The sequence below is a fragment of the Pseudomonas sp. 86_A genome, assembly GCF_017491705.1.
Taxonomy (GTDB): Bacteria; Pseudomonadota; Gammaproteobacteria; order Pseudomonadales; family Pseudomonadaceae; genus Aquipseudomonas; species Aquipseudomonas koreensis.
In genome coordinates, this window is sequence record NZ_JAFGYS010000001.1 from 579,200 (window position 1) to 596,429 (window position 17,230).

The window sequence follows — 17,230 nt, forward strand, 5'->3', positions numbered from 1 at the left end:
TGGGGAGGGACACAATGAGAGTTGTATGCAATTGCGGACACAAGGGCCGGATTGCCTCGCGGGAAGAGGTAACCAGAGCCTTTGTAAAACTGTACTGCCAGTGCCTGGACGCAAAGTGCGGGCACACATGGGTGTCGAACCTGACGTTCTCACACACGCTCAGCCCGTCTTCGCAGACCTTCGAACGCATGTTGATCGATCGATTTCGCGAGTTGCCCACGGCGAAGCAGCGGGAGCTGTTCGAGCAGTTGGGGTCGCAGGCGGTGGCATAGGTACAAACCGCCAACGCTACAGCGTCGGCGATCGGGATCATTCAAAGAATGACGTTCAGCCCCCTACTTTCTCCTTTGGGTTGATTGCCAGTATCTCAGCCACGCGACGAACCTGCTGCTGTTCAACGCGACTCAGCCGACGATACAGATCGATCAGTCGACGCTCGATGTCCGTGAGTACGGTTGTTTCCGACCCGACGTGCTCGAGGTTGATTTGATCGTTCTTCTTGCGATCCAACATGCTAACTACTCCATAAAGTGCATTGCTGAGCGGACTTTATGGGGCGTGGCAAAAGTCATTGGAATGGGAGCTTTCCCAATGATGTATGGCTTTTCGTGAATTAAGACCGACGCCTGGCGGCGTCGTCAGCCATAGCCTCAAGGAAACGACGAATCGCTTTTTGATCCTCATCCGAGATGGTTCTGAACTGGTTTATCAACTCTTCTTCTGCTGCGCTAAAAAGTTGACCCAGAGGAGTGGATCGCCGGCCGGTCAGCACATAAGCAGCATCAACGCCACGTTCTTCAAGAGCCGTGACGTATCGGAGATCGAGAGAATTCGCTCCCAATTCGTAGTTCTTTTGTGTGCCCCGGCTGACGCCAAGCAGCACACCAAAATCAGTTTGATTTAACCCCAAGCGCTCGCGCTCTTCCCTGAGGCGTTCACCCACTCGATCCGCTATGAGCATTTTTTTATTCACCACCATTGACTTGATCATTTTTTTGACCAAGAATCACCACAGACAAACGCAAACAAACAGAAACAAACAAGGGGAGCACTATGCCCGCCACCGTTACGCACGAGCAAGCCCGGGCGGCGCTTGATCGAAAAGGAGTCAGCATTGCGGAGTTCAGTCGCAAACACGGACTGAACAAAAATTTAGTCAGCGACCTATTGAACGGTCGGATCAAAGGTCGCCGGGGGGAGGCACATCGCGCCGCTGTGCTGCTAGGGATTAAAGACGGCGTGATCGAACAGTAATAGCGGCGCTCAACAGGGAAAAGTAGAAGATGAAAAGCCCGATCCTAGACACTCGCAAAGAAGTCATGAGCGAGATCATCCGCAGCTATACCGGAGGACGTGAGGCCGCTGCCGCACGCTTGGGACTGAAGCTTAAAAAGTTCGACAACCATGCCTACGAAAACGCCGGCTGTAGCCCCCTTAGTGACGCGCAAGTTTTCATGCTGGAGCAAGATTGCGGCACCCACCATTTCCCCAACTACGTCGCGTCGATGTATGGCGGGCTGTTTGTGCCGGTTGCTGATCCTGAGACCTTGGACAACGTCGAGCTTTACGCTCGGTCGGTGCAGGTAGCAGCAAAGCGCGGTTGTGTTGACCAGGCGATCGCCAAGGCGCTTGAAGACGGTTCGATCAGCGAAGAAGAAGCCGAGCTGATCCTAGACGCCCACAACCTCCATGTTGCTGCACGACACTCCGAAGTGCTTGCAGCCATCGCTCTATACCGTGCGGGAAAAGCCCAATGAACAATCTATCTGCAGCACAGGAATATCAAGACATGCTCAAAGCCGCGGCGTCGCTGTTCCTCGAACGGCACCGGTGCGAACACTTGAGCGACGACCAGCAATTGGTCAAACGCGCCGTTCAACATTTGGTGTCCGACTTCGACGTACTGACTCCGACAGCCGAAAAAATAGTTCACCTGGCCTACAGCGATTTATCTGCCGCAAGCGATCGGCAGCGCCTGGACGTACTGACCAGCACGAAGACACATACCGTTATCACTGACACACGCACCGGTAAGGTTTGGGCCGTCCCCGTCAGCCTGATCTATGAACGCATTCTGAACGCGCCGGACAACGGGCGTTTCCGCGTCACCACTCCTTAACCCCCAACCCACGAATTCCCAATCCCCCATATCCGTGGGTTTGGGTGAGCTACGCCCGAAATTGAGGTTTGACGATGGAAAACACCCTGAACATCAACGCAAAACTGCCGCCAGCGCAGGCCGAAGCGCTCTTGGCAAACCTGCGTGAACAGTACCGTCTCAGCCTCAATGACCTTTGGTATGCAGATCAATATCGCTTTATCCCCGAAGGCCTGCGTCACGGATCGATCCTAGCTAACTGTCCTGTGATGGCCGCCCAGAAACACCTGATCGGCGCCCTCTCCCTCTGCCTTAAGAAAGTGAAGTAACCATGAAAGAGCAACTGCGTAGCGACGTGATCGAACGCTTGAAATTCGATTACGGCCTCAAGCACAGGACAAACACCGACTACATGCGAGGGGGTACTTGCCCGAAGTGCCGGCAGAAGACGCTGTACACCCGTTTTGATGCTCCGTGGTTAGTGATCTGCGGCAGACCTGAAAAATGCGCTCACACGATGCACGTTAAGGAGCTATACGACGACCTGTTTGAAGACTGGAGCAAACGTGCGCCAGCTACTGATCAACACCCCAACGCCACCGCCCGCGCCTATCTGGAGTTTGCCCGAGGTTTTCGCTTAGAGCTGATCCAGGGATGGTTCACCCAGGAAAGCTATTACTCGGCCGAACACAACGCCGGCAGCTCTACCGTCCGCTTTGCACTGGAGAAAGGCGGCTGGTGGGAAAGGTTGATCGACCGCCCACACCGCTTTGGAAAGATGAAAGCGCGCTTCAAATCGAAGGACAGCTACCGCGGCGTCTGGTGGTGCCCACCTTGCGTGGATCTGCTGGAAGCCAAAGAAATCTGGATTGTGGAAGGCATTTTCGACGCGATTGCCCTGGTGCATAACGAAATAGCTGCCGTATCCGCCATGTCTTCGAATGCGTTCCCGGAGGAATCCCTGCGCGCGCTTGCTTGTGACCGTGAGGGGAAGCTGCCGAAGCTGGTCTGGGCGCTGGACAATGAACCAGGTGCACATACCTATACCAAACGTTGGGCAAAGCAGGCGCGAGGGCTGGGGTTCGTCTGTGAGGCTGCGCAGATCCCTCAGCGTGACGGTCGTAAGGCTGACTGGAACGACCTGCACCAACGCTGGGGCTTCATTGACGACGAAAGCGAACGAGCTGACCAGATTGCCGCAGATCTGAAACAGGCACGTCATCATGGCGCGCTGTTGCTTGCCGAGAGCGCCGCCGAGAAAGCGTTGCTGATGTACGACTGGAACAAGCGCGGGGAATTCCACCTCGGCTTCGGTAGCCGCCTCTACTGGTTCAAGTTGGACATGGAAAAATTCAACCGGGCGATGCAGGACATCGAGGACAGCGAAAACCACGACGACCAACTACTCAACCAATCCCAACAGCGCGAGAAAGCTTTGCAGCAGTCCGGCAGCGTCGTCGAGATCGCCAACTGCTACCCACAGGCGCTGTACTTTCAACGCAACGAAGTTACCGATGAATCCTGGTACTACGTGCGTGTGGACTTCCCTCACGACTCAGAAAGCGTGAAGAACACCTTCACCAGCGGTCAGCTATCAGCCGCCAGCGAATTCAAAAAACGCCTGCTCGGCATGGCTGCCGGTGCCATGTACACCGGTAGCGGCCAGCAGCTCGACAAGTTGATGAAGGATCAACTGTTCGGCATCAAAACCGTATCCACGATTGACTACGTGGGCTACAGCAAGGAATACGGCTGTTACGTTTTTGGGGATCTCGCAATCAAGGATGGCACGATCTACAAAATCAACAGCGAGGACTATTTCGAGTTCGGAAAACTGCGACTGAAATCGCTGCAGAAAGGCGTCCCGATCAAGCTGCAGCGTGATGGGAACGACTTTAACGAACAGTGGCTGCAGTTGCTGTGGACATGCTTCGGCGCCCAGGGCCTGGTCGCACTGGTGTTCTTCTTCGGTTCGCTATTCTGCGAGCAGATCCGGGCGCGCTATCAGTCTTTCCCTTTTCTGGAAGCCACCGGCGAGGCCGGCGCCGGGAAAACCACCTTGCTTAACCTGCTGTGGAAGCTGCTCGGCCGCGAGGGGTACGAAGGCTTCGACCCGATGAAATCGACGAAAGCTGGTCGTTCGCGGTTGATGGGGCAAGTCGCAGGTATGCCAGTCGTATTCCTCGAAGCCGATCGGCACAGCGAGGATCGCTCTCACGCCAAAACCTTCGAATGGGACGAGCTAAAGGATTACTACGGCGGCGGCACCTTGGCCACCAAAGGTGTGAAGACTGCTGGCAACGAAACCTACGAACCACCGTTTCGCGGCACGATCGCCATCAGCCAGAACGCGGCCGTGGTCGCCCATGAGGCGATCATGACCCGGATCGTGAAGCTGCACTTCATCCGGCCGACAGTGACGCCGCAAAGCCGCGCCGCAGCGGACAAACTGAACGCCCTGGACGGCGACACTCTCAGCCACTTCCTGATTCGGGCCGTTGGTAAAGAGTCGGCCGTCCTCGAGCTTTTCGCCCAGCGCATGCCCGAACACGAGGCCAAGCTGCGCCGGCTGCACACCCACTGCTTCGACTGCGGAACCGAGTTCCCAAGCGAACAAGGTAACTGCCGCAGCTGCGGATCCGACCTGCGCGGATATATCCGTGTGGAGCGGATCAGCAAGAACCACGCGCAGCTGCTTTCGCTGCTCGATGCCCTGCGCCTGGTTCTGAAACTGGACGAGCCTCAGGTAGCCGCAACCCAGCGGCAGATCGTCCGTATGGCGATCGAGCGACAAGCCTCAATCAGCTCCGACCACCCGGCCGTTGCCGAATTCTGGGAAGTCTACGACTACCTCGAATCGCTCAACGATGACCCCTTGGTCGATCACAGCAGCGACCCGAACTTGATTGCGATCAACCTCAATGAGTTCAGCGAACGAGCTGCCGAACACAAACAGAAGCTGGCCGACGTCGCCACCCTGCGCGACCTGTTGAAAGAGTCTCGCTCGCACAAGTTTTTGGAGGCAAACAAAGCGGTACACAGCGCAGTCCGCGCAGCGATGAACAGCAGAACACCACTGGCGCCGGGCCGGCCCACAACAGTCAAGTGCTGGATTTTCAAAGCGTGAAAAGGAGGCAACACCGATGCAAATTCAAGTCTTTATGGGCAACGCCGGCGACGGCAACACGAACAAGCTGCAGGAGGTCATTGAACGCCTGAATAAGTTGGAGAAAAGACAGCTGGTGATTCAAGCCGGGGCTTACGGCGAGGACGGGCTGCTGCAGATTCTTGAAGTTCGTGCTGCAGGTGGCCAGCGCGAAATCCTGGTGGACTCATGCAGCCCACAGCAGATTTTGAGCGTACTGGAATGGCAATCCTGTACAGAGGAAGACCCGAATTACGCTGACCTGGTTATTCACCTGGCCCGTCGGGACTGACGGAATAGAAGCGATGTCGAGGAGTTGCAGCTCCCCGACATCAACCACCACCGAGGGCAACACCATGGAAGTACAGCACCAAAGCGGCAGTGATTCGAAGGCTAACACACTCAACAACAGTGACCCCCACGCTCGGCATCTGATGGCTATCAGAATCGTAGGTGCAGCACTGTTCGATTATCGAGTACGGAAAACTGAAGCAGCGCGGATCCGGCTTGAATGCCTTACCACTTTCGCTAAGGAGCTGGGCGACATCGATGCGGCAGAGTTCGCAGTTGTTGCTCAACTACTGGCAGGCAAATCAACAGCCACTCCCCCAATTGATCGAACTTACTCACTCGAAGGAATCGCACTATGAAAACGCTGTTTGTACTGATGGCCCAATACAATGGCCAAGTGGTAATTCCGCTGGATCGAGTTTGCCAGGATTACTTCACGCACCTGACAACGGATATGTTTCAACGCAAAGTGGGTGCCGGGCAGATAAAGCTGCCGATTACTCGCATGGAGCCGAGCCAGAAAAGTGCGAAAGGTGTTCACATTGCAGACCTGTCGGCTTACCTGGATGAACAGCGCGCTGCAGCAGTCAAAGAAAGTAACCAACTGAATAGCGCGCCGCGCAGCAGCTAACTCACTTCAACGTTTTGGCGCCCAGCTTTACGGGCGCCTGCAGGATGCGCTCGAACCACTCCCAAGTTGCATAAACATCCCCACGCCCGCGCAGGTGGGTATAACGGCGCATCGAGTTCCAATCTCGATGTCCCGACACACTCGCCACTCGCGGAATATCCCAGTCCATTTCGAAAAGCCGGCTGACTCCTTCGTGGCGCAGATCGTGAAAGTGCAGATCTGCGATGCCCAGGATTTTGCAGGCCCTTGTCCAGGACGTGGACACGGATTCAGCGCTGTAAGGAAAAATCTCAGGCAACACTTTTGGCATGGTCTGAAGTATCGCCCATGCTTCTGGCGGCAAATGACACCAGACGTCGTTACCAATCTTCTGGCCTGGATTCTTCATGTCACGAACCAGTACCCGCTGGCCAACTTCGTCCAAGTCATCCCACAGGATCCGAGTGATCTCTTCTTGCCTACGCGTGGAAAACAACGCGAAACCCGTTAGCTTAAGCATGTTGATAGAAGTTGGACGACGGGTTTGGATATCCAGGAAGTGTGTAAGCAGGTTGTCGAGTTCGTCTAGGGTGGGCCGGCGATCGCGTTCGCGGCTTTTCATGTTGTAACCGAGCTTTTTTAATACTCGGCGCGCGTCCACCATTGCATGCGGATCCAGCTCATAACCCCAAGCGGGTCGAGCGATCGAGAGTACCGCGCCCAGGTGTGCGAGATCGTTACCAGCGGTCTGAGGCTGAACGCCACCACCCTCCTTCCCCATGCGCCATAACGCATACTCGACCAGATGCTGGCTGCTTATATCTCTGTCGTTCAACTTTCCCAGGTAGCACTCGCTGATCGCCTTCAACGTACCGAGTTTCGTTTTCCCGAGAGGGCGCGCCTTGGTCATCTCAGCCAAGTAGCGATCGATCATCTCCTTGATCGTCGCACCAGGTCGGTTCGCCCGCTCGATCGCACCTGGTTCGTCCAGCTCGGTTTCTCTTTTACGCACCCAAGCCTGTGCGGCCTGTTTTCGGGCGAAGGTCTGACTCTCTTGGTAAACTTGCGCCCCATCGCGAAACAGGCGTATCTGTGCCGTGTAACTGGTGCTGCCGTCGGTGCGTTTCCGTGCTCTGATCGTGGCCATAGTCAACTGGTACAATTGGAAAAGTGATTGGTACATTGTACCAACCGACCTCAGAAAACGCCTATTTACCCCCTGAAATCGGCCTAGAACACGTAGAGCAAAATGGTACATAAATCAGCTACATACCCAACAAACACCGGCTCTACGCTATCTAGAAGGTTCTCCGTTGCGCCCATGATGGATTGGACCGACCGTCATTGCCGTTTCTTCCTACGCCTCCTGTCGAAGAACGCCCTGCTCTACACCGAAATGGTCACCACCGGCGCCCTCCTTAACGGCGATCACGAACGTTTCCTCCGTCACAACGAAGCCGAGCACCCACTGGCGCTGCAGTTGGGCGGCAGTGTTCCGCTGGATCTGGCCGCTTGCGCGCGCATGGCGCAGGCGCATGGTTACGACGAGGTGAATCTGAATGTTGGCTGCCCGAGTGATCGGGTGCAGAACAATATGATCGGTGCATGCCTGATGGGGCATCCGCAGTTGGTGGCGGATTGTGTGAAGGCGATGCGTGATGCGGTGTCGATTCCGGTGACGGTGAAGCATCGGATCGGGATCAATGGGCGGGACAGTTACGCCGAGTTGTGTGATTTCGTCGGTATGGTGCGGGATGCCGGGTGTACCAGTTTTACCGTGCATGCGCGGATTGCGATTCTGGAGGGGTTGTCGCCGAAGGAGAATCGCGACATTCCGCCGTTGCGGTATGACGTGGCGGCGCAGTTGAAGGCGGATTTCCCGGAGCTGGAAATTGTGCTGAACGGCGGGATCAAGACGATGGAGGCCTGCCATGAGCATTTGCAGACCTTTGACGGTGTGATGCTCGGGCGTGAGGCTTATCACAATCCGTATTTGCTGGCGGAGGTGGATCAGCAGTTGTTCGGCAGCACCGCGCCGGTGATCAGCCGTGCCAAGGCGCTGGCGCAGTTGCGGCCTTATATTGCCGAGCATTTGCAGGCCGGCGGCGCGATGCATCACATCACGCGGCATGTGCTGGGGTTAGGTACCGGGTTTCCGGGGGCACGTAAATTCCGTCAGTTGTTGTCGGTGGATATTCACAAGGCCAAGGATCCGCTGGCGTTGCTGGATCAGGCTGGCGAGTTACTGCAAGGGCGTTGAGCCCCCCCCTCCGTAAAACGCGCCAGGCGGGTTGATCCGCCTGGCGTGCGCATCACCCCGCCGCCGCTTCCGTCCAGTTCACCCAGCCAAACACCCACGTCGCCAGAATCAACAAGCCAAACGCGATCCGATACCAGGCGAACGCCGCATAGCTGTGGTTGGCGATGAATTTGAGCAGGCCGCGCACGGCGATCATGGCGAAGATGAAGGCGATGACGAAACCGAGGGCGAACACGGGCAGGTCACTGGCCTGGAACAGGTCGCGGTATTTATAGCCGGAGTACACCGCGGCGCCGACCATGGTCGGCATGGCGAGGAAGAACGAGAACTCTGTGGCGGCTTTCCGGGACAAGCCGAACAATAAACCGCCGATGATGGTCGAGCCGGAACGCGACGTGCCGGGGATCATCGCCAGGCATTGCACGAAGCCGATTTTCAACGCGTCTGACCAGCGCATGTCGTCGACGTGATCGACGCTCACCACATGGCTGCGCTGTTCGGCCCACAACATGACGATGCCGCCCACCACCAAGGCCATGGCCACGGTGATCGGGTTAAACAGGTATTGATGGATTTTGTCAGCGAACAGCACTCCGAGGACCACCGCTGGCAGAAAGGCAATCAACAGATTGAGGGTGAAACGTTGTGCATTGCGTTGGCTGGGCAGGCCTTTGATGATGTCGAAGATCTTCGGGCGAAACTCCCAGACCACGGCCAGAATCGCCCCCAGCTGGATAATGATGTTGAACGCCATGGCGCGTTCGCCGCCGAAGTCCAGCAGGTCGGCGACGATGATCTGGTGGCCGGTACTGGAGATCGGCAAGAACTCGGTCAGGCCTTCCACTGCGCCTAAAATCAACACCTGGATAAAGGTCCAGAAATCCATTAATCCTCCGTCAGAGCGCTCTTGATGAGCGACCGGTCAACTGCATTCAGGAATTGAGTATCTGAAGTTAAACAATCGGTATAACGCGACACCCATTGCCTGATCAGGCGACGGAGAATATGTCTTATCAAAAGACACACTCAAGCCATGTTAATAAACGTCCGCCTACGAACTACTCGAAAAATATTTAGGCCTTTAGTAGCAAAAAGTTTGATCCATCAATAAAGTGTGATCCAGCTCACATTATCTCTCGCCAGCAGACAGTGGCAATTGGACATGAATAAAGCCGTGGCCATAGATTCAAAATAGTGGCACAATTCCATATTGCCACCATGTAACGACTAGTTCACAGCCCCGAGAAAATCAACTAAAAGCTTGAAATGCTTAATTATTGTTAGAAAACTCGGGAGCCACGTCTAAAAATCGCGTGAATGTTACCAATTGTCAGTCACAGATGAGAACCGGTGCTTTAACATCCCGATGTCAGCACCTAATTCGAGTCAATGCATGATGCTCTCAGGGAACTTGGCGACTAGAAGTCCGCGCCCGACAAACGACGATCCCGGTGTACTCACTCTGGGCCGTACCCGTGGCGTGGCCGAACATTTTAGAGCGCTGATCGCAAAGCACGTACGCACTGATATGGCACTTGATGTCAGCTCCTACACTAGTTCATCCAAGCACAATGAACTTTCTGGTTCGTACCGCGCCATCTTCATCGTTATCGACAGTCCGCAAGCGCTGGAAGACAATCTTGCGCTGATCGAGAACCTGCGCACCGACAACTTGAAACCGATCATTTGCGCGGTCATCACCGGGCGCGGCGCCTTCAACAAGATCAAGTATTTTCTGGCCGGTGCCGACTTCTGTATCAAACTCAATACCCTTTCCGACGAAGGCGCGGAGTTGCTCGGTGAGTTCTTCAACAGCGAAGAATGGCAGCGGGATATCAATCTGACGCTGGACCCGACGCGTATCTGCCTGCTCGGCGGCAGCAGCCAGAAACTCGATATCTCGTTTGCCGAGATGAAGATCCTGGAGGCCTTTGCGCAAACCAGCAACCACATTCTCAGCCATGATGAAATCGCCAGCATCATGGGGCTCAATACCCATTTCTACGATCCGAGAGCGCTGGAAAAATCGATCAGCCGCTTGCGTGGAAAAATCAAGGACATGTATGGTACTAACGCGATTCAGAGCATCCGCGGCTACGGCTATCGCCTGATGCGGGGTCTGATATCGACTGCCTGAGTCTCGGGCAGCCATTCTCTTTGCATAATCACGAAGGATCGTCATATGCAACCATACAGCTCAAGTTGTACTTCAAATCTACTAATAATCAAGCAATTGAATGAGCGCGGCTACACCGAACCATAACAATAAACTTCACAACATAGCAGCAGAACGAGTGGAACTTATCGAGGGCCATTTTGGGCCCAGACCCTGCCTGTCGATTACTTCCAAGGAAGTCATTGCTCGCCTGCCGATTTATCTTTTCGCCCATTTTGGTGCACATTTTAGGAGAGAGACATGGAAACTAGTACAACCCTCCCAAGAAAATATTTTGTCGTCGTGACTCACAGTACAACGTCGCAGCGTGAACTTGAGAGCATTCTGTCCAGCGAGCGCTTCAATTCGTTTGGCACGTCTCAGGCACAAATGTTTATTGAAGGTGCTACTTCGCCCTCTTCCGCCCCGATGCTGATGGAGTTTTCTTACCCAAGCGGCACTCGGAAAAACGTCGCCCGTACGATTGAACACGACACCCAGCGCATACTGGCCACCCTCGAATCGGAATGGCTCGCCGCACAATCGGCCAACCCGTTTCACCAATCCCCGACAATGAACGCGGACACCGCCCGCCCGACGTCAGCCAATGAACACGGTGCTCCGTGCAGCGAGACCTGGCATCTGGACAACGATCAAGGCGCACTGGTCAAGGAAGGCGTCGAGATCAGCCTGACCGGGCTTGAAACCGCACTGGTCAGAAAGATGCTCAATCACGAAGAACGCGTGGTCAGTCGCGATGACCTGATCCTCAGCATCGGCCGCGAGCCGGAGCAGTATCGTGGTCTCGAGATGTGCCTGAGTCGCCTGCAGGACAAGTTCAAAAGCGCGAGTAATGGTGAGCGCCTGTTTCGTGCCGTAAGAAACCGCGGTTATTGCCTCATCCAGGACATCGTGGCGTAAACACCGCCGATATCCGCGGACAAAACAAACAGAAAACAGTGCGATTACAAAAACAACAAGAGCACTCTGTTTGACTTCACCTCCCTGGTAAAATAAAGCTCCCTGCCTCCACCCCTCCTACAGTAACAAACACAACATCATTAATTCACCCCCTGCTCCACGACCTTTTTTAACAGCAGTGTATGTGCTTATTAAAAAGTTGGCACTGTGCCATCTTGTTAGAACTCGTCAGACACCCTCTTCAGCAATAACTTAGTCTATTGATTGACGACAGTTCGGCCTATCGACGTTGTTACCTCAGGACACTCGTCCAATAACAACAACAAGCCTATCTAGCAACTCGGACTTTAACTGTCGAAACCTGAATGGACGTATTTCTGGGGATATCTCATGGAACTTTCTCTACGGATCAATCGAAATAACGGCCTCAAGGGACTTACCTTCTGGGGCCAATGGGCGTTGGCGCAGGCATTCATTGTTGCGCTGTTGTTCATACTCGCCGAACGGCATACGGGCACCGTCGAGTTCTATTACCGCATGTGCGCGACACTCGCGGTATTGGCCTCGGTGCCGGCGTATACGTTCAGCGGCGTGTATCGCAAGCAGGACAATTACCTGACCGGGCTCGGACGTCTGTTCATGGGTTGGTCGATGACCATGGTCGCACTGGTCTGCATCGCGTTCGTGTGCAAGGCCGACGAGGTGTTTTCCCGTGAAGTGACGTTGAGCTGGGCGGTGTACGGGTTCCTCGGTCAGGCGCTGTTGTATGCGCCGCTGCATGCCTTTTCCAAGTACTACCAGCGTTCCCGCACCAGCGCGCAGAAGACGTTGATCGTCGGTACGGGTGAGTTGGCGCTGGGCCTGGCGAAGAAGATCAGTCTGGTGGAAAACCTGCCGCTGGTAGGTTTGGTCAGCAATGGCGCGACGGCGGAGCTGGATGCGGATGCACCGCGTGTGGTCGGCGATCAGGAAGATCTGCTGCAACTGATCAAAGACCATGACATCCGTCGTCTTTACATCACCTTGCCGCTGGCGGAAGCGGCGAAAATCGAAGCGATGTATGTCGATTTGCTCGGTGCCAACGTCGATGTGGTCTGGGTGCCGGACTTGAACAGTCTGACCCTGCTCAATCACTCGGTGAAGGTGGTGGACGGTCTGCCAGCGATCTGCCTCAACGAGAGCCCGCTGACCAGCCGCCCGACCGCTGCGTTGAGCAAAAGCCTGGTGGAAAAAGGCGTCGCGCTGCTGGCGATCATTCTGTTGAGCCCGGTGCTGCTGTTCATCGCGCTGGCGGTGAAGATCAACTCGCCGGGTCCGGTGTTCTTCAAGCAGGATCGCCATGGCTGGAACGGCAAGGTGATTCAAGTCTGGAAATTCCGCTCGATGCGCGTGCACGATGACCGCGAGGTGGTTCAGGCCAGCCGCAATGACTCGCGCATTACCGCCGTCGGACGCTTCATCCGCCGCACGTCGCTGGATGAGCTGCCGCAGTTGTTCAACGTGCTGCAGGGGCAAATGGCCCTGGTCGGCCCTCGCCCGCACGCGGTGGCGCACAACCACTACTACTCGGGGAAAATCCTCGCGTACATGGCCCGCCACCGAATCAAACCGGGCATCACCGGGCTGGCGCAAATCAGCGGCTGCCGTGGCGAGACCGACACCATCGACAAGATGCAGCGTCGCGTGGAGATGGACCTGCATTACATCAACAACTGGTCGTTGTGGCTGGATCTGAAGATCCTGGTGAAGACGCCGTTTACGCTGTTGTCGAAGGATATTTATTGATGGACTGGTAATCGACCAGGCAATACCAAAAGGGGACGAAAGTCCCCTTTTTTGTGGGCGGGATTTTTGGGGGGTCAGCCTTTGGCGGTGGTTGCAGTGCCGACGCCATCGCGGGCAAGCCCGCTCCCACAGGGGATTGGGGTGTGACCAAGATACTGGCTTCACCGCGCACCACTGTGGGAGCGTGGTTTGCCCGCGATGGCGGTGTGTCAAGCGATAGAGATGTTGAATGTGCCGCCCCCTTCGCGAGCAGGCTCGCTCCCACAGGGGGTCTCGGTATGGATCGGGATTTGTGAGTTGCCACAGGGCCATTGTGGGAGCTTGCCTGCAAGCGAAAGCGGTGTGTCAGACGACAGAGATGTTGAATGTGTCGACGCCTTCGCGAGCAGGCTCACTCCTACAGGGGGGGTGTGATTGAGATACCGGGTTCACCGCCCCCACAGGTTTTCCAGCCTTCCGGGTTTACTCGGTTATCTTCGAGAAGTTGCGATAAAACATATCGCCTTCGCGGCTATCGGTCATCGAGTGCAGCTGGAAGCTGCGATTGAGCCTGGCGCCGCCGTCACGGGTCAGTGGGGCCCAGACGAGGTTGGCGCGGCGCATGGTCGACATGCTCATCATTTCGTCGAACGGGATCGACAGGTAGAGGCCCTTGTCGAAACTACCCTCGCCGTATTCCGCACTGCCAGCGGTGGTGATTGTCGCCCAGGCGCCGAAGCGCACACCGTTGAAGAACTCGCGGGAGATGTCGAGCGTGCCGCCCCAGTCGCCGGCCAAATAGCGACCGACACTGACCGCCGCCAACGTGTCATACGGCAAGTCGGTATAACCGGTGATGTGGCCGGTCCAGACCGAGTAGTCGCGCAGGCCGAAACCCTGGTCGAATTCCCGCTGGCGCACGTAGTTCAGATCCGCCCCCACCGACCAGCGCTCGCCGGTCGGCCGGAACAGCACCTCGCCACCGACACCGGCAAACATCGACTCCAGATACCCGCCATAGACCATGCCATACAGGTCCTTGTCCAACTGCTCGGCATGGCTGACCTGGAACAACGGCATGGTCACTTCCGAGGTGGTCAGGTATTGACGCAAATCGGTGCGCACCCGCGGCAGGCCGCTGGGTGCGTCGTAAGAGAACTTGTCGAAGTTGTTCACCAGGTTGGCACTGAGCAAGCCGCTCCACCAGGTGTTGCGGTTGAAGCGGTATTCAGCGTCCGCGTCGGCACTGAATTGATAGAGCAAGCCATCCGGGCCGCCGACGTTTTGCTTGAAGCCCAAACCCACGCCGTAGCTGAAATGCTGCGGCGCCTCGGTGTAGAGGGTTTTCTCGTTGTGCGGCATCGCCGGGTTGATCTCGGTGGTGCGGTGCAACGACTCCAGCGGCTCCTCGTTGTTGATCACTTCGCGGAAGGTCTGGCGTGGCACGCTGGTCTCCTCCAGCGGCAGGTCGTAGCGCTTGTTGACCACGGTGAACCAGTTGATGTCGTCGTTCACACTGTTGTCGAGAATCCGGCTCGCGCGGCCAACGGCCTTCGACGAATGGAAGTAACGCTGCTGCTCGCCGTACACGATCAACTCGGAATCACGCTGACTGATGCGCTCGACCTTGTAGCCGGCATTCTGCTGCAAACGCTGCGAAACGTTGGCCCAGTCGACCTGCTCCATCGACGTGGTCGGCATCTTCGCCGGCAACGGTTCAGGCGTTGGATCGTAGGTCTTGGCCGGTGCCTTGCGGCTGACGAAATTGGTGTGGAACGTGATGCCGAACATTGCCGTGTTGCCACGCTCCCACGCCGCGCTGACGTCCACCGAATCAGCCACCTTGAACACTGCGCCGACGTTGATCGGCGTGTCTTGCTTGATCACGTTGTCCTTCGGTTCGTGCTTGTAGTCGTTGCCTTCGTATTCGAGTTTCAGGCTGAGCCGATCCCACGGTGTCTGATAACTCACGCCACCGAAGAACGACGGCTTGCCGCGAAAGTACGAGCCGGAGTTGACGTCACCGGTCCCCTCGAGGGCCGGCCGGGTGTCAAAGCGATCACTGACGTAGCCCAGCGGGTTGTCCATGTCGCCGCGATTGCCCAGATAACCCCAAGCAATGCCGGCACTGAAATCGAAATTGTCATAGCGCTTGTTGGCGACAAAAAACTCACTGGAGAACAAGCCCGTACCGCCGATGTCTCGGAAGCCCAGCGCCACTTCCGGCGCCCAATGGGTTTCCTGCCACAGCCGGACTTTGGCGTCGACCGCCTTGTCCTTATAGCTCTGGCTGCCGCTCAGCGCCTCGGAGCCGTAGGGCCGGTTGGTGATGGCGGTGTAGCGGAACGACCCTTCGAGCCAGTCCAGCGGCTGCAACGACACGCTGTAGCGGCTGTAAGGCTCGGTGCGGTTGGCGTTGACGCTCAGTTCACCGGCCGGGGCCATGCGCGCCGTCGGCGTCTGCAACAGGCCGGTGCCACCGAAATCATTTTGAGTAATGCGCGGCTCGGCATGCACCAGGCCGCACGGCAATAACAACACAGCTGCAACACGTAACTTCAACGAACCACCTCAGCCAGCTGCGTGGCAATCAATTCGGCCAACTGCTGATTCAGCTCAGGAACAGGCGGATCCAGATCATCGTTTTTCACCGGCACCAGAATCTTGCTGCCGGCCACGGGGAAGTGCCCGCTCTCGCGATTCCAGTGCGCAATGCCCACGCGCCGGACCGCACCGTTGGGCTGGATCAGCCACAGGTAATCGGCCTCGGCGTCGTCCAGCGGCGTGCAGATTTCCAGGTATTCGCGCGCCTCCAGCAGCGGCTGATAAGGCACGTGGCAGGTGTCGGCGACCGCGCCCAGCACTTGCACCTCGTCGACCCGTTTCGGGTAGATCAGGCGATCGCCATCGTCGAGACGAATGTTGCGCGCAAAACCGACTTCCACCGCGACCGGGTCCAGATCCGCGACCTGGCGCCCGGTGACCGGCATCTGCCGCACCTGCTCGGCCAGCCGCAACGCCAGCGCGGCGCGGCTCGGGCGATCGAACAACGCGGCCATGCGCTGCAACACATCCAGATCGAACAACACCCCGGCCTTCAGCCGCGCCTGCTCTTCCAGCAACGACTGGCGCAACAACTCACCGGCCAGCCAGTAGCCTTCGGCGTTCGGCACCGCCACGCTGATCACGTCGAGCAAGCGCCCGCCCGGCGGCAATTCGACCGGCCCCGGGTTGGCGACATCGCCGCTCACGTTGACCGCTGCCTGACTCGCGCCGCTGATCAACAGCAAGCCCGCCGAGAACATCCACCAGCGCTTCATGGCAGATGCCTGCGATCAGGGGTCAGTTGCACGATGCGCACGCGCAGTTGCGCGGTCAGTTGCTGCTCACTCTGCACAATGAACCCGTCCACCGGGTCGACCCAATAATGATTGGTCGCCCGCAGGCCGATGGCCGGGACATCGATCTGTTCATCGACACGCAGCACGGTGTATTCCTTGTCGAGAATGTCCAGGGTTTGCGTGGATCGGCGCAAGAAACGACTGTTGACCATCAAGCCGACTTGCTGGCCCTTGTAGAGGTCGATCCAGCGCTGAGTGGTGAAGCCATCGGCGACTTGATGCAGGCCGTGTTTGAACGGCGCGTTATCGGCCAGCCGCGTGCCGTCCAGATCGCCTTCCACGCCCAGGCCAATGGTGCGCACGGCGAGGCCGTCACGCAGCAGCAACACTTGCTTGCCGGAGGCGACCCAGAACTGCAGGTCTTGCCGCTCGCGCACCAGCGCCAGCACCCCGGAGCCGGACGGTGTGGTCAGTTTGATTTGCGGGTACTTGACCTCGGCCACTTGGGCCGCGCTCACATCCAGTTCGTCCGGGCCGAGCACCGCCGACTTGAGGTTGCGCACCGACGCGGTCATCAGCGGGTTACAGCCACACAACATCAAGGCCGCCATCAGGCAGACGCCAACTTTCAAGGTTTTCACAGGC

Annotated in this window: 20 protein-coding genes; 13 read left to right on the top strand and 7 right to left on the bottom strand. The window is 56.9% G+C overall.

What is annotated here, in order from left to right; all coding sequences use genetic code 11:
- The first annotated feature begins 14 nt into the window (after positions 1-14).
- Positions 15-272: an ogr/Delta-like zinc finger family protein gene (locus J5M57_RS02915; protein ID WP_207848761.1), complete on the top strand. Its 258-nt coding sequence runs from the start codon at positions 15-17 to the stop codon at positions 270-272.
- Positions 273-327: 55 nt separating this feature from the next.
- Here the strand turns inward: J5M57_RS02915 and J5M57_RS02920 are convergent, their stop codons facing one another.
- The gene (locus J5M57_RS02920; protein WP_041074617.1) at positions 328-513 is read right to left on the bottom strand and encodes a hypothetical protein; all 186 of its coding nucleotides are present in this window, start codon (positions 511-513) and stop codon (positions 328-330) included.
- Between the two features lie 100 nt (positions 514-613).
- Positions 614-961 (bottom strand): helix-turn-helix domain-containing protein, encoded by a 348-nt coding sequence (locus tag J5M57_RS02925; protein ID WP_041074636.1) that lies wholly within the window; start codon positions 959-961, stop codon positions 614-616.
- A 92-nt stretch (positions 962-1,053) separates the two neighbouring features.
- Between J5M57_RS02925 and J5M57_RS02930 the strand changes: the two genes are divergently transcribed.
- The 8 genes from J5M57_RS02930 (at position 1,054) to J5M57_RS02965 (ending at position 6,165) form a co-directional block, all read left to right on the top strand.
- The gene (locus tag J5M57_RS02930) at positions 1,054-1,254 is read left to right on the top strand and encodes a DNA-binding protein (RefSeq protein WP_041074619.1); all 201 of its coding nucleotides are present in this window, start codon (positions 1,054-1,056) and stop codon (positions 1,252-1,254) included.
- A 29-nt stretch (positions 1,255-1,283) separates the two neighbouring features.
- Positions 1,284-1,757 (top strand): YmfL family putative regulatory protein, encoded by a 474-nt coding sequence (locus J5M57_RS02935; RefSeq protein ID WP_207848760.1) that lies wholly within the window; start codon positions 1,284-1,286, stop codon positions 1,755-1,757.
- A complete protein-coding gene (locus tag J5M57_RS02940) occupies positions 1,754-2,119 on the top strand; it encodes a hypothetical protein (protein WP_207848759.1) in 366 nt (121 codons plus the stop codon). Before J5M57_RS02935 ends, J5M57_RS02940 begins: the two co-directional genes overlap by 4 nt.
- Before the next feature lie 74 nt (positions 2,120-2,193).
- Positions 2,194-2,427 carry a hypothetical protein gene (locus J5M57_RS02945; RefSeq protein WP_207848758.1) on the top strand — a complete coding sequence of 78 codons (234 nt, stop codon included), beginning with the start codon at positions 2,194-2,196 and terminating at the stop codon, positions 2,425-2,427.
- A 2-nt stretch (positions 2,428-2,429) separates the two neighbouring features.
- On the top strand, positions 2,430-5,225 hold the full coding sequence (locus J5M57_RS02950; protein ID WP_207848757.1) for a toprim domain-containing protein: 2,796 nt from the start codon (positions 2,430-2,432) through the stop codon (positions 5,223-5,225).
- 16 nt (positions 5,226-5,241) lie between these two features.
- Entirely contained in the window at positions 5,242-5,535 is a 294-nt protein-coding gene (locus tag J5M57_RS02955) for a hypothetical protein (RefSeq protein WP_207848756.1), read from the top strand.
- A gap of 64 nt (positions 5,536-5,599) precedes the next feature.
- Positions 5,600-5,893: a hypothetical protein gene (locus J5M57_RS02960; protein WP_207848755.1), complete on the top strand. Its 294-nt coding sequence runs from the start codon at positions 5,600-5,602 to the stop codon at positions 5,891-5,893.
- Positions 5,890-6,165: a pyocin activator PrtN family protein gene (locus J5M57_RS02965; RefSeq protein ID WP_025111104.1), complete on the top strand. Its 276-nt coding sequence runs from the start codon at positions 5,890-5,892 to the stop codon at positions 6,163-6,165. Before J5M57_RS02960 ends, J5M57_RS02965 begins: the two co-directional genes overlap by 4 nt.
- A 1-nt stretch (position 6,166) precedes the next feature.
- Here the strand turns inward: J5M57_RS02965 and J5M57_RS02970 are convergent, their stop codons facing one another.
- Positions 6,167-7,291 (bottom strand): tyrosine-type recombinase/integrase, encoded by a 1,125-nt coding sequence (locus J5M57_RS02970; RefSeq protein ID WP_207848942.1) that lies wholly within the window; start codon positions 7,289-7,291, stop codon positions 6,167-6,169.
- 102 nt (positions 7,292-7,393) lie between these two features.
- Between J5M57_RS02970 and dusA the strand changes: the two genes are divergently transcribed.
- Positions 7,394-8,404: a tRNA dihydrouridine(20/20a) synthase DusA gene (gene dusA, locus J5M57_RS02975; protein WP_207848754.1), complete on the top strand. Its 1,011-nt coding sequence runs from the start codon at positions 7,394-7,396 to the stop codon at positions 8,402-8,404.
- A gap of 52 nt (positions 8,405-8,456) precedes the next feature.
- Here dusA and J5M57_RS02980 read toward each other — a convergent pair whose 3' ends face one another.
- Positions 8,457-9,290: an undecaprenyl-diphosphate phosphatase gene (locus J5M57_RS02980; protein WP_207848753.1), complete on the bottom strand. Its 834-nt coding sequence runs from the start codon at positions 9,288-9,290 to the stop codon at positions 8,457-8,459.
- Positions 9,291-9,797: 507 nt separating this feature from the next.
- Here J5M57_RS02980 and J5M57_RS02985 point away from each other — a divergent pair.
- The 3 genes from J5M57_RS02985 (at position 9,798) to J5M57_RS02995 (ending at position 13,265) form a co-directional block, all read left to right on the top strand.
- Positions 9,798-10,541: a winged helix-turn-helix domain-containing protein gene (locus tag J5M57_RS02985; protein ID WP_207848752.1), complete on the top strand. Its 744-nt coding sequence runs from the start codon at positions 9,798-9,800 to the stop codon at positions 10,539-10,541.
- Between the two features lie 279 nt (positions 10,542-10,820).
- Positions 10,821-11,480 (top strand): helix-turn-helix domain-containing protein, encoded by a 660-nt coding sequence (locus tag J5M57_RS02990; RefSeq protein ID WP_207848751.1) that lies wholly within the window; start codon positions 10,821-10,823, stop codon positions 11,478-11,480.
- Between the two features lie 390 nt (positions 11,481-11,870).
- A complete protein-coding gene (locus tag J5M57_RS02995; protein ID WP_083368406.1) occupies positions 11,871-13,265 on the top strand; it encodes an undecaprenyl-phosphate glucose phosphotransferase in 1,395 nt (464 codons plus the stop codon).
- 462 nt (positions 13,266-13,727) lie between these two features.
- On the opposite strand, the gene J5M57_RS03000 is transcribed toward J5M57_RS02995, so the two are convergent.
- From J5M57_RS03000 to J5M57_RS03010, 3 genes are read right to left on the bottom strand one after another with little or no spacing between them, the layout of a single operon-like run.
- Positions 13,728-15,806, bottom strand: coding sequence for a YjbH domain-containing protein (locus tag J5M57_RS03000; RefSeq protein WP_207848750.1), 2,079 nt, complete (start codon positions 15,804-15,806; stop codon positions 13,728-13,730).
- The gene (locus J5M57_RS03005; RefSeq protein WP_207848749.1) at positions 15,803-16,564 is read right to left on the bottom strand and encodes a capsule biosynthesis GfcC family protein; all 762 of its coding nucleotides are present in this window, start codon (positions 16,562-16,564) and stop codon (positions 15,803-15,805) included. Before J5M57_RS03005 ends, J5M57_RS03000 begins: the two co-directional genes overlap by 4 nt.
- Positions 16,561-17,226 (bottom strand): YjbF family lipoprotein, encoded by a 666-nt coding sequence (locus J5M57_RS03010; protein WP_207848748.1) that lies wholly within the window; start codon positions 17,224-17,226, stop codon positions 16,561-16,563. Before J5M57_RS03010 ends, J5M57_RS03005 begins: the two co-directional genes overlap by 4 nt.
- Between the last annotated feature and the right edge of the window lie 4 nt (positions 17,227-17,230).

Excerpts from the sequence above, each read along its gene's own strand:
- J5M57_RS02920 (WP_041074617.1), bottom strand. The coding sequence starts at position 513 with ATGTTGGATCGCAAGAAGAACGATCAAATCAACCTCGAGCACGTCGGG.
- J5M57_RS03005 (WP_207848749.1), bottom strand. The coding sequence starts at position 16,564 with ATGAAGCGCTGGTGGATGTTCTCGGCGGGCTTGCTGTTGATCAGCGGC.
- J5M57_RS02940 (WP_207848759.1), top strand. The coding sequence starts at position 1,754 with ATGAACAATCTATCTGCAGCACAGGAATATCAAGACATGCTCAAAGCC.
- J5M57_RS02980 (WP_207848753.1), bottom strand. The coding sequence starts at position 9,290 with ATGGATTTCTGGACCTTTATCCAGGTGTTGATTTTAGGCGCAGTGGAA.
- J5M57_RS02985 (WP_207848752.1), top strand. The coding sequence starts at position 9,798 with ATGATGCTCTCAGGGAACTTGGCGACTAGAAGTCCGCGCCCGACAAAC.
- J5M57_RS02995 (WP_083368406.1), top strand. The coding sequence starts at position 11,871 with ATGGAACTTTCTCTACGGATCAATCGAAATAACGGCCTCAAGGGACTT.
- J5M57_RS02955 (WP_207848756.1), top strand. The coding sequence starts at position 5,242 with ATGCAAATTCAAGTCTTTATGGGCAACGCCGGCGACGGCAACACGAAC.
- J5M57_RS02970 (WP_207848942.1), bottom strand. The coding sequence starts at position 7,291 with ATGGCCACGATCAGAGCACGGAAACGCACCGACGGCAGCACCAGTTAC.
- dusA (WP_207848754.1), top strand. The coding sequence starts at position 7,394 with ATGGTACATAAATCAGCTACATACCCAACAAACACCGGCTCTACGCTA.
- J5M57_RS02950 (WP_207848757.1), top strand. The coding sequence starts at position 2,430 with ATGAAAGAGCAACTGCGTAGCGACGTGATCGAACGCTTGAAATTCGAT.
- J5M57_RS02925 (WP_041074636.1), bottom strand. The coding sequence starts at position 961 with ATGCTCATAGCGGATCGAGTGGGTGAACGCCTCAGGGAAGAGCGCGAG.
- J5M57_RS02960 (WP_207848755.1), top strand. The coding sequence starts at position 5,600 with ATGGAAGTACAGCACCAAAGCGGCAGTGATTCGAAGGCTAACACACTC.
- J5M57_RS02965 (WP_025111104.1), top strand. The coding sequence starts at position 5,890 with ATGAAAACGCTGTTTGTACTGATGGCCCAATACAATGGCCAAGTGGTA.
- J5M57_RS02915 (WP_207848761.1), top strand. The coding sequence starts at position 15 with ATGAGAGTTGTATGCAATTGCGGACACAAGGGCCGGATTGCCTCGCGG.
- J5M57_RS02935 (WP_207848760.1), top strand. The coding sequence starts at position 1,284 with ATGAAAAGCCCGATCCTAGACACTCGCAAAGAAGTCATGAGCGAGATC.
- J5M57_RS02930 (WP_041074619.1), top strand. The coding sequence starts at position 1,054 with ATGCCCGCCACCGTTACGCACGAGCAAGCCCGGGCGGCGCTTGATCGA.
- J5M57_RS02945 (WP_207848758.1), top strand. The coding sequence starts at position 2,194 with ATGGAAAACACCCTGAACATCAACGCAAAACTGCCGCCAGCGCAGGCC.
- J5M57_RS02990 (WP_207848751.1), top strand. The coding sequence starts at position 10,821 with ATGGAAACTAGTACAACCCTCCCAAGAAAATATTTTGTCGTCGTGACT.